Origin of the sequence: Paenibacillus praedii, from assembly GCF_049725345.1 — a bacterium.
Lineage (GTDB): Bacteria > Bacillota > Bacilli > Paenibacillales > Paenibacillaceae > Pristimantibacillus.
Window position 1 is genome coordinate 231,599 of the sequence record NZ_JBMWAM010000003.1, and the last position, 11,134, is coordinate 242,732.

Below are 11,134 nucleotides of genomic sequence, written 5' to 3' on the forward strand. Positions count from 1 at the left end.
ACTCACCCTTCATATACAAAGTTGAATTCAGCGTCAGCCAGCACCGGATGCTTGCCATCCTTTTCCGATAATATCGGATTCGAAGTTGGCCAGTCGATCGCAAGGGCTGGGTCGTTCCAGGCAATACCGCGGTCATGTTCTGGAGAATATAACTCGTCTACTTTATACTGAACCTCACAGTTTGGCACAAGTGTACAGAAGCCATGTGCGAAGCCTTGTGGTACCAGTAATTGGCGTTTGTTAGCTGCGCTCAGAATAAAACCCTGCCATTGCCCAAATGTAGGTGATCCCTTGCGAATGTCAATTACTACATCATAAATTGCGCCAGCAGTAACACGTACTAGCTTTGTTTGCGCCTTTGGCGCTAATTGATAGTGCATGCCACGAAGCACGCCAGCTTCTCCCGATAACGAGTGATTATCTTGGATAAAAGCGAATGGGATACCATTGGCATGCGCAACTTGTTCATTATAGCTTTCCATGAAGAATCCGCGATGATCCCCAAACACGGCAGGCTCTATCAGCTTAACTCCTGGGAGATTAGTTTCTACGATTTTCATGTGTCACCTGCTCTATTTACAATTTTAATTTACCAAACTCTTCACCGAAAACAAGTTCTTTAGCTAGCTCATTCGCTTTTGTCAACGAAGCATGGGTCCCTGCATCCGTCCACCAGCCTTGGAGCACATCATAGCTTAGCTCATTGGCTCCAATATAAGCATTGTTAACATCTGTAATTTCCAGCTCACCTCGACCAGATGGCTTTAACGTTTTCACGATCTCAAATACCTGACTATCGTACATGTAGATTCCCGTTACCGCGAAGTTACTTTTTGGCTGCTGCGGCTTTTCCTCGATGGAAATAATTTTGTCTCCATTCAGTTGAGGAACACCATATCTCTGAGGATCATGTACCTCTTGAATAAGAATCTTAGCACCCTTTTGCTGTTTTTTGAAATTATTCACAAAAGGTGCGATACTGTCTTCGAATACGTTATCTCCGAGGATAACGACCATCTGGTCCCCATTCACAAAATGCTCGGCTAATCCGAGCGCCTGTGCAATACCCCCTGCTTCGTCTTGGACTTTATACGTTAGGGTTACGCCAAATTCATGACCGCTGCCAAGCAAATTAACTACATCGCCCATATGCTCTTTACCAGTAACAATGAGAATATCAATAATATCTGCTTCTTTTAGCTTTGCAATAGAATGGAAGATCATTGGATATTTACCAACTGGTAATAAGTGCTTGTTCGTTACTTTCGTTAACGGAAACAGGCGCGAGCCGGTTCCTCCTGCTAGAATGATGCCTTTCATTTAATTGCCTCCAATTATAAATTTGAAATACTTATTAGTAAAAAAAAATACACTATTTTCGACATAATACTTCATGTTTGTACAATGTCTCGTATATAATGATTAGGGGTTACTTAATCAGCATACCAAAAAACTAAAAAAGGTGTAACTATTAAATGATGACAAAAAACATTATTTTCAATCGTCTTTTTATAATTCTATTTATCATCAAGATAATCCTTTTAGCATTATTTTCATCGGATTATAAAGACCAACTATTCGTTCCATTTGTGGATTATTTTACTGACCAATTTTCGAACCCATGGGAGTATTATTACACACAACAATTGCCAAACCCTTTTCCATATCCTGCAGGTATGCTTTATCTGTTATCTCTGTTTCAAATTATTGCGCAAAACATCCCTTCAGGAATGATTAGCAATTTCATATTCAAGCTACCAATTCTATTTGCGGATGTCACAATATTATTTTATCTTAATAAATTGTTTCCGAGAAACTCCAAACATATTATAGGATTTTATTTTACATCCCCTATTGTCATTTATGCTAGTTACATTCATTCGCAGCTTGATTTAATACCAACGGCTCTTTTACTCGCATCCATGTATTATCTCATAAAGGAAAAAGGTTTGCTTGCAGCCGTTCTCTTTGGACTTGCAATAAGTACTAAGTTTCATGTCATAGCTGCTCTACCTTTAATTCTAATATTTCTTTTGAAGAAATCGCATAGGTCAGCCCTATACATGGCTCTATCGCCTGTTATCTACTTTATTATATCATTACCATTTATATTTTCTGATGGATTTATAAATTTCGTCTTTCGAAATAAAGAACAAATGCAAATTTTCAATGTGACGTTCCCTATATCTGGAATTAATATTTATTTATCATTATTTGTCGTCCTACTCATATATATTCGCTTCACAGTCTATAAGAAAATAAATAATGATTTGCTTTTTAGTTACACGGGTCTTCTGTTCTCAGCCTTTTTACTTTTTGTACCACCAATGCCAGGCTGGTATATATGGATTGTGCCATTTTTGTGTATCTATTTTATTAATGCTTACCAGACTTCTAACGAAAAAGTTTTCATTTTAGATGCAATACTTACAACTTCATACCTTGTTTACTTCATCGTATTTCACAGTACTGAATATAACGACATTATATTAGGCGGTCACGTTATAGATTTAAAAATTAATAGTCATCAGTTAAAAAACGTTTCGTTTACCGTACTAACCAGTTGTTTACTTGCAGTTGTTTACTATTTGTACAACCATGGGGTACGTAGTAATTCTATTTATAAAAAAAAACACGCTGCTTTTGCTATAGGAATCAGTGGAGATAGTGGTTCAGGAAAAAGTACATTACTTCAAGATATTAAACTCCTCTTGTACCATAAAAGACTTTTAGAAATTGAAGGAGACGGTGATCATAAGTGGGAGCGTGGGGATGTCAATTGGGAATCGTATACACACTTAAATCCAAAGGCTAATTACCTGCACCGTCAATCTGAACATTTAACTGCTTTAAAACGTGGTGAACATGTAGAACGGGTCATCTATGATCATGAGACTGGTACTTTTACATCACCGATTATTACAAGATCAAATGACTTTATTGTATTATCCGGTCTCCATCCGTTTTACTTGCCAAAAATGCGCAAAAACATTGATTTAAAGATTTACATTGAAACGGAAGACAACCTTCGTTGCCACTGGAAAATATTAAGGGATACTGCGAAGAGAGGTTATTCAAAAGATAAAGTGATCGAGCAAATAAACGCTAGACTCCCTGATGCTCAGAAATATATTCATCCTCAAAGGACATATGCTGATTTAATTATTACTTATTTCACGGATGAAGAATTTACTGTTGGTGATTCTCAATATACACCACGCACATTGGTAAAACTTACTTTAGATTCAAATGTTGATTTAGAACCTCTTGTCCTAGAATTAGTCGAAGAAGGTGCTAAATTCGAACATGACTATTCGGAGGATCTGCAAACCCAATTCCTTACGATAACTGATCAATCAGATGATTTATCAATTAAACCATGGGTTGACAAGCTTGTACTAAATTCCGAGGAAATAATTTCTACCAATGCTTCGTTTTTAACAGGCATGCGAGGTTTAGTACAAATCGTAATACTTATTATCATTTCGGAAAAAATGAAGGAGGATAACATTGAATATTAAAGGTATTCTTATTGATTTTGACGATACTCTTTATGAATATAAGCAATGCCACGAATTAGCTTTAACTAAAGTTTTCAACTTATTGGGTCAGAACATAGGGCTGGAGTCAACCGAACTATATAATCGCTATCTGGAAGCCAAAAGGCAAATCCATATCTCTCTTCATGGATTTGCGTCCTCGCATAATAGGTTGCTATATTTTCAAAAGTTATTTGAGCAGCTCCCTAACAAAATTGAATTTCCAATTAGTTTGGCGAAGCAATGCTACTCTTTATATTGGGACTCATTTATTGAAAGTATTGAACTTTTTGATGATGTAATCAACTTGCTTAGTGATTTAAAGGAAAAAGGTTTACAAATTATTATGGTTACTGATTTAACGGCAGACGTTCAATTCGAAAAAATTGAAAGACTAAAGCTAGAACATCTATTTGATTATATCGTTACAAGTGAGGAAGCAGGCTGCGAAAAACCCCATCCTTATATATTTGAATTAGCGCTTCGGAAAAGCGGATTGTCTCCTGAACAAGTTTGTATGATTGGTGACTCATATGATAAGGATATATCAGGCGCGTTAAACATGAATATTCAAGCGTTTTGGTTAAATCGATCTAGTAAAATCAGACCGATTACTGATAGAATAACGGAGATAAAATACTTTAATGAACTGCGAGGCTATTTAATATGAAAGAATTAGATTTATTAGTATTAATGTCTAAATACGCCGGGGAAAGGTTTGATTTAATTCAAGCAGGAGGTGGCAATTCATCTGTGAAATTTGAGGATGGCAGAATGGCTATTAAGGCTTCTGGCTATCTTCTTTCAGATTTAGATACTAAACGTGGATACTCAATTGTGAATAATGAGATGGTATGCGAGATCTTATCGACAGAACAAGTGTTGCAGGCATCACCAAAAAAAGCAAGGGAAGAACTATCTGCACAATTGTTACAACGAACGATTTTAACACCTGAATCCAGACCTTCTATTGAGACTTTTTTACATGCGATATTATCAAAATATACTCTTCATACACATCCAGTTACCGTGAATGCTGTTACTTGTTTAGAAAATTGGAAAGAAATATTGATGGAATTATTCGGACCTGAAATATTATTGGTTAGTTATGATACCCCAGGTGTTGAGCTCGCATTGCGTTTAAAGGACAGTCTTAACAATTTTCTCCGAATTCACGGTTCAAAACCAAAAATAGTCTTCCTTCAAAATCACGGTTTAATAACCACTTCCGACAATTATGAAGATATACAGACTATCACTGATACTGTTACCTCCCGATTAGAGCAAATGCTACACCTTGATATGGTACGTTATCGTTCTACAAACCACTTATCAAATATAATTAATCAATATAGTGAAAACCGTCTTATTACTTACTTAACAGAAGACAAGCAGGTAACTGATTTATTCGCAAAAAATCCTGATCTGTTGAAATATACCCCTTACTTTCCAGACGGATTAGTCTTTCTTGGATATGAAACGCTATTTCTTACGAAAGAAACAGCTCTTAATATTATCCAACATTACTTTGAAGCTTATCTTGATCATCCGAAAGTCATTATTTATGATAATCATATATACTTCGTTGCGCTGAATGTTAAAAAAGCTAAAGAGATGGAAGATGTATTAAAGCTGCATCTGATGGGAATTCAATATGCCCCAGGAAAGATTCAACAATTACCATTGGAAGAACTAAGATATTTAGGAAATTGGGAAGCGGAAAAATTCAGACAAAAATTGTAAAAGTAAAGGATTGAACAATTTATGCATATAGTAATTCCTATGTCTGGCTTTGGTAATCGTTTCTTAAAAGCTGGCTACACAATTCCAAAATCATTAATTGAAATTGATGGGATTCCCATGATTGAACATGTTGTTAATATGTTCCCAGGCGAATCTAAGTTTACTTTTATCTGTAACGAGGACCATATAAAAGATACCAATATGGAGCAGATCTTAAAGCGTATAGCTCCTAAAGGCAATATTGTTACCATTCCCCCACATAAAAAGGGACCAGTTTTTGCTGTTTCCTTTGCTTATGATTTAATCGATGATGAAGAAGAAGTTATTGTTAACTATTGCGATTTCTCCTGCTATTGGAATTATACTGATTTTTTAAAACATACGCGCAGCAGAAATGCTGATGGTGCAGTTCCTTCTTATAAAAATTATCATCCACATATGCTCGGCAAAACAAATTACGCCTTTATGCGAGATGATAAACAATGGATGCTAGAAATTAAAGAGAAGGCACCTTTTACAGAGAATCGAATGAATGAATACGCTTCTGATGGTACGTATTATTTTAAAAAAGGGGCATTTGTCAAAAAGTACTTCAATTTACTAATGGACAGAAATATTCATTTAAACGATGAGTATTACGTAAGCCTTGTTTATAATTTGCTAGTTGAGGACGGTTTACGAGTTTCCATATATGAAATCCAACATATGCTTCAATGGGGAACACCTGAAGATGTGACTGAGTACAACGAATGGTCACAGTACTTCTCAAATATTGTCAAACAAAATGAATCCTTTATTGCTCAGCATGATGGAATTAACATTATTCCACTTGCAGGTGCTGGAAGCAGATTTGCTAAAGAGGGATATATGATTCCAAAACCACTAATTGAAGTATCAGGAAAACCAATGATTATTCAAGCTGCGAATAGTCTTCCTAGCAGTAAGCAACATATTTTCGTTTGTCTTGAAGACCATCTTCAACAATATCCGTTGCGAGAGCAGCTCTTACAAGAATACCCAGATGCAAAAATTGTTTCTTTAAAACAATTAACAGAGGGGCAGGCTTGTACATGTGAATTAGGCCTTCAAGGCGAGGATTTAGAGAAGCCTCTTATGATTGGTGCATGTGACAATGGAATGATCTATGATCATCATAAATTAAACGAATTATTCAATGACCCAAATACAGATGCAATTGTGTGGACTTTTAAAAATCATATTTCTAGCCAAATAAATCCTCAAATGTACGGTTGGGTAGAAACCGATCCAAATAATCATGCAAAAAAGGTTAGTGTGAAGGTTCCGATTAGTGATGATCCAAAAAACGATCATGCTGTAGTTGGCTCGTTTTACTTCAAAAAATCCCATTATCTAATCGATGCACTTAATAGCATGAGAAAGAAAGACATTCGTGTGAATGGTGAATTTTACGTGGATTCAACAGTAAATGAGTTGATTGAAATGGGCTTAAAGGTAAAAGTTCTTGAAACAAGCGACTATATCTGCTGGGGAACTCCAAACGACTATAGAACATTTGTATATTGGCAAAGCTTCTTTCACAAATGCTTCTGGCATCCTTATAACTTAAAACTTGACCCTACTGTTAACCCTGATAAACTAAATGAGCTTGTAGTGAATTACACTGCTTTCACACAAGAAAACAAATAAACATGCTAAAAATTCAAGCATACCGTTTCGTAATTGTCGGACTTCTTGCTGTACTAATCGATACATCTAGTTATTTTATTCTTAAAGCCTTTGTGCCACCATCAGTGGCCAAAGGCATCTCTTTTTGTCTAGGAACTATCTTAGCTTATTTACTTAATAAGCAATGGACTTTTGAAGAAAAAGTTCACCAAAAGAAAAAAATTATACGTTTTGCTCTCTTATACTTATTTACATTATCGGCAAACATTCTAGTTAATAAAAGCGGATTGCTGTTATACCCTGGAGCATATCTTTTTGCTTTTATCGCTGCTACTGGTACAAGTACTGTTCTTAATTTCATTGGACAAAAATGGTGGGTGTTTAAAAAATGATAAAATTATCAATTGTTGTACCTTGCTATAACGAAGAAAAAAATATACCTTTAATTTTGGAGCGTTTCGCAAGTTATATTAATAGAAATGATATTGAAGTCTTACTCGTAAATAATGGCTCAACAGATAACAGTCAAAATGTATTAAATAATCTTATTGGCGATTATTCATTTGCTCGAACTGTTCATGTAGAAAAAAATCAAGGATATGGGTACGGTATATTATTCGGATTATCAAATACTCTAGGAGAATATATTGGTTGGACTCATGCCGATATGCAAACTGACCCAGCAGATTTACTTAAAGCTTTTCAATTAATTGAAGATAATAATAATCCAACAAACATATACGTTAAAGGGATACGTAAAAACCGTCCTTTAATGGATCAATTTTTCACATTCGGTATGAGTGTTTTCGAAACTATATATATGAATAAAATACTTTATGACATAAATGCGCAGCCTAACGTATTTCATCGAAGCTTTTATAAATCGTGGAGTAACGCACCACATGACTTTTCATTAGATTTATTTGTATTATATATGGCCAAGCAGAACGGACTAAACGTCATGAGATTTGATGTTATATTTCCTAATCGTGTCCATGGACAATCAAGTTGGAATACCGGCTTATCGAGTAAATGGAAATTCATTAAACGGACATTACACTATAGTATTAAACTTAAGGGGGAATTGAAAAATGGAGTTCATCGCACATAGAATTAACACTTTAGAAGATCTTATAAAAACACCCGTAGAATTTGGTGTCGAGTTAGATTTAAGAGATCGAGGTGAACGTCTGATTATTAGTCATGATCCTTTTAGTGATGGAGTTGACTTTGAAGAATACTTAATGCATTACAATCATGGCACAATGATTTTAAATATAAAAAGCGAACGTATTGAGCATAGAGTTTTGGAACTAATTCAGAAATACAAAATTAATAATTATTTTTTTCTGGATTCCTCATTTCCTATGATTCATTTATTGTCCCAAACTGGTGAAAAAAATATCGCTGTCAGATATTCAGAATACGAAGGCTTGGACACTATACTTAATCTTAAGGGGAAAGTAAATTGGGTCTGGGTAGATTGCTTCACAAAACTCCCTCTTGATAAACAGATTTATCATATATTAAGAGAAAATGAGTTCAAACTTTGTCTTGTTTCACCAGAACTCCAAGGCCGCAAAGAAGACATTGATGACTATAATAAATTTTTAAAAACAAATGAAATAAAATTTGATGCTATATGTACTAAAGTAGAAAATGTGAATTTATGGAAAAATAAATAATTGATATTTGTTCAATAGAGGTGGATTTATTTGAAAACTTTTTTTCGAAATAAAATATATGTCTTTAGCTTGTTATTGTTATTTACATTAGTGCTTTTAGTAACAACAAGACCTTTATGGAATGAGATTTTTATTTCAAAAGAAAACATTAGTAATACTCTAGTGGAACAAGTGCCCCTTGGAGAGATTACAAATGAAACAGAAATTAAACAAACTATTAATTTGCATCACTTTATGAGAAACCAACCAATTGATATTAATATATTATTAGCAACATATAATAGAGTAAATAATGGTTTGATCGAAGTTTCTTTGGCTCAAAATGATAAAATTGAGAAAATAATTGTTAATACAAAAAATCTTAATGATAATTCATTTAAAAAATTTACTTTTAACAAAGGCAAGATCTTTGAAGAAGGACCAGCTACTATCATCCTGAAAGGGATTGAAGCATCTCAAGGTAATGCTATAACTGCTTGGCAAACAAAAGATGCATCTTTAGGTATTCTTACGATTAATGGACAAAAAATAGAAAACTACAATCTGAATATTGATATGAAACTACCAAAAAAAGATACTTCATTTACTTTCATATCATTATTCATAATCATTTTAATACTAATTCTTTTTTTTCGACTTAATTATAAAGTAGAAATTTTCAATTACTTTTTCTTTTTATCATTTTTTATTAGCATATCTATTTTGTGTTTCAGATTCCCGTCTTTATCGACTTCTGCAGAACTTTATGCAGAAACTGCAACTAATTTTTTTCATAACGCTTATTACAGCAGTGTCATTCATAATTTGAAACAATTAGACGCTGGCTATTTACCTTTGTTTCAAAGAGTTATTTCTTTGGTAATCGTTAAATTATTTCACATTAATGAATCCTTCAACTATGTCATTCAGCTATTAAGTGTATTTGGAATTGCATTTTTTGCTTCTTTTATTAACAGTAGAATGTTTAAGAACATTATTCCTTCAGATAAAATAAGGTTTATTTTTAGTTGTATAGTAGGTTGCGGATTTTTATTTGATTATGAACTTGTTACCTTTATCAATTTTTCATATCTTGGGATTATAGTTTGTTTGTTAGTAGTGTTTATTGACTTTACAAAAATATCAAATCTAAGATATGTTTTCATTAGTATACTTGTATTTTTACTACTCTCATCCAAACCATATTTTATTATCTTTTTACCCGTGTATATAAGTTTACTTATTTATTATTGTTATATACGTTCAAAGAAACATATTTTTTTCTACACAATCTCAGTTATATCATTATGCATTCAAGCTACAACGATGATTAGAAACAAAATGACATGGGCGTCGACTGATACACAAGTCCAAGTGAGTTTTTTTGAAAAGATTTATGACATGTTTAATACTACAATTTATCTTTATTTTCAGTCTTATTTATGGGTCTTATATAAACTAAATCCCTTTTCAAGCAAATCACTATTCTATTTAGTTGCAATGTTTACTCTAATGTTAATTATTGTTACAGTCATTCTTTTATATAAAAGAATTGAAAATAAAAATGCTAAAAACGCAATTTTATTGACTAATTATTTGGCACTCAGTTCATTAGCTCTTAATGCATTTACGCTGCCAAGTTTTAAAAACATGAATTTATGGGATACTGAGCTGTTAATCGCTAATTTCAGACACTATTTCGTGAGTAATATTATGATTTTTATAGGACTTTTCATATTATCAATAAGTGCAATTCATTCTAAAAAGACAAAAGTAATTGTCTCATTGTATTTAGCAATAATCATTATGATATTTGGGGTTTCACAAGATCCATATAAAAACGCACAAGACTCTTATTCACAGTGGAATGTATATAACAAATTATTGAATAACGAGGAATATTGTATTCCTGTAAACCCGTATCCTTGGGCAATGTGTAAAAACTTAAATGTATTAAATTCACCATTAGAAACCAGTGTTCCAGTAAGCCAAATTAATTTACTTGATATGATTCCTGAAAGTGTGAATTGGAAAGTCAAAAGTTTTACAATAGAAACGATGACTCAGCAGGACGTAAGAATCGTAGCTTTTGATTCGAGAGATAATCTGATAGTAGATATTGTTCAGCTGACCCCGACAGGAAACAAGTATTCCTATTACCTACTAGATGAGAAAACTTCAATCTCAAAAATAGTATTTTATAATTTAAACAATAATCCGATTTTTATCAAACCAAAAGTAATTTTTATGGGTACATGAAAAACTTAGATTTAAATTAAAATAAACTACACCGCTCAATCAGCGGTGTAGTTTTGGAATTGATTGTTTGTAAGCTATGAATATAGGTAGGATATATAATAGAGTCTTTAAACTACTATGAGTAAAGTACAATAGGTTTTAAATAGAGGCAATATAAAATATAGGGAGCTCACATGAGTTTATGGACTATGGAACAACTGAGTCATGGAGTGCTACGATAAAAATGCAGTCGAATAACACCCTCGTATGAAATAAAATGAAAGTTAACGAGGGGATGAGCGA

Annotated in this window: 10 protein-coding genes; 8 read left to right on the forward strand and 2 right to left on the reverse strand. The window is 33.4% G+C overall.

What is annotated here, in order from left to right; all coding sequences use genetic code 11:
* Window positions 1-2 precede the first annotated feature (2 nt).
* A complete protein-coding gene (gene rfbC / locus ACO9K6_RS05260) occupies window positions 3-560 on the reverse strand; it encodes a dTDP-4-dehydrorhamnose 3,5-epimerase (RefSeq protein WP_424766484.1) in 558 nt (185 codons plus the stop codon).
* 16 nt (window positions 561-576) lie between these two features.
* Window positions 577-1,320 (reverse strand): sugar phosphate nucleotidyltransferase, encoded by a 744-nt coding sequence (locus ACO9K6_RS05265; protein WP_424766485.1) that lies wholly within the window; start codon window positions 1,318-1,320, stop codon window positions 577-579.
* Between the two features lie 155 nt (window positions 1,321-1,475).
* Between ACO9K6_RS05265 and ACO9K6_RS05270 the strand changes: the two genes are divergently transcribed.
* Genes ACO9K6_RS05270 through ACO9K6_RS05305 form a run of 8 tightly spaced genes read left to right on the forward strand, consistent with a single transcriptional unit; the run spans window position 1,476 to window position 10,852 of the window.
* The gene (locus tag ACO9K6_RS05270; RefSeq protein ID WP_424766486.1) at window positions 1,476-3,521 is read left to right on the forward strand and encodes a glycosyltransferase 87 family protein; all 2,046 of its coding nucleotides are present in this window, start codon (window positions 1,476-1,478) and stop codon (window positions 3,519-3,521) included.
* The gene (locus ACO9K6_RS05275; protein ID WP_424766487.1) at window positions 3,511-4,209 is read left to right on the forward strand and encodes an HAD family hydrolase; all 699 of its coding nucleotides are present in this window, start codon (window positions 3,511-3,513) and stop codon (window positions 4,207-4,209) included. Before ACO9K6_RS05270 ends, ACO9K6_RS05275 begins: the two co-directional genes overlap by 11 nt.
* Window positions 4,206-5,282, forward strand: coding sequence for a class II aldolase/adducin family protein (locus ACO9K6_RS05280; protein WP_424766488.1), 1,077 nt, complete (start codon window positions 4,206-4,208; stop codon window positions 5,280-5,282). The genes ACO9K6_RS05275 and ACO9K6_RS05280 overlap by 4 nt, the downstream gene beginning before the upstream one ends.
* Before the next feature lie 21 nt (window positions 5,283-5,303).
* Window positions 5,304-6,950, forward strand: coding sequence for an NTP transferase domain-containing protein (locus tag ACO9K6_RS05285; protein ID WP_424766489.1), 1,647 nt, complete (start codon window positions 5,304-5,306; stop codon window positions 6,948-6,950).
* Between the two features lie 2 nt (window positions 6,951-6,952).
* The gene (locus ACO9K6_RS05290) at window positions 6,953-7,321 is read left to right on the forward strand and encodes a GtrA family protein (protein ID WP_424766490.1); all 369 of its coding nucleotides are present in this window, start codon (window positions 6,953-6,955) and stop codon (window positions 7,319-7,321) included.
* The gene (locus ACO9K6_RS05295) at window positions 7,318-8,040 is read left to right on the forward strand and encodes a glycosyltransferase family 2 protein (protein ID WP_424766491.1); all 723 of its coding nucleotides are present in this window, start codon (window positions 7,318-7,320) and stop codon (window positions 8,038-8,040) included. The genes ACO9K6_RS05290 and ACO9K6_RS05295 overlap by 4 nt, the downstream gene beginning before the upstream one ends.
* Window positions 8,021-8,614 (forward strand): PI-PLC domain-containing protein, encoded by a 594-nt coding sequence (locus ACO9K6_RS05300; protein WP_424766492.1) that lies wholly within the window; start codon window positions 8,021-8,023, stop codon window positions 8,612-8,614. Before ACO9K6_RS05295 ends, ACO9K6_RS05300 begins: the two co-directional genes overlap by 20 nt.
* 30 nt (window positions 8,615-8,644) lie before the next feature.
* Window positions 8,645-10,852, forward strand: a complete 2,208-nt coding sequence (locus ACO9K6_RS05305) for a hypothetical protein (RefSeq protein WP_424766493.1) — start codon at window positions 8,645-8,647, stop codon at window positions 10,850-10,852.
* Window positions 10,853-11,134 lie beyond the last annotated feature (282 nt).

Excerpts from the sequence above, each read along its gene's own strand:
- ACO9K6_RS05285 (WP_424766489.1), top strand. The coding sequence starts at position 5,304 with ATGCATATAGTAATTCCTATGTCTGGCTTTGGTAATCGTTTCTTAAAA.
- rfbC (WP_424766484.1), bottom strand. The coding sequence starts at position 560 with ATGAAAATCGTAGAAACTAATCTCCCAGGAGTTAAGCTGATAGAGCCT.
- ACO9K6_RS05280 (WP_424766488.1), top strand. The coding sequence starts at position 4,206 with ATGAAAGAATTAGATTTATTAGTATTAATGTCTAAATACGCCGGGGAA.
- ACO9K6_RS05265 (WP_424766485.1), bottom strand. The coding sequence starts at position 1,320 with ATGAAAGGCATCATTCTAGCAGGAGGAACCGGCTCGCGCCTGTTTCCG.
- ACO9K6_RS05290 (WP_424766490.1), top strand. The coding sequence starts at position 6,953 with ATGCTAAAAATTCAAGCATACCGTTTCGTAATTGTCGGACTTCTTGCT.
- ACO9K6_RS05295 (WP_424766491.1), top strand. The coding sequence starts at position 7,318 with ATGATAAAATTATCAATTGTTGTACCTTGCTATAACGAAGAAAAAAAT.
- ACO9K6_RS05270 (WP_424766486.1), top strand. The coding sequence starts at position 1,476 with ATGATGACAAAAAACATTATTTTCAATCGTCTTTTTATAATTCTATTT.
- ACO9K6_RS05300 (WP_424766492.1), top strand. The coding sequence starts at position 8,021 with ATGGAGTTCATCGCACATAGAATTAACACTTTAGAAGATCTTATAAAA.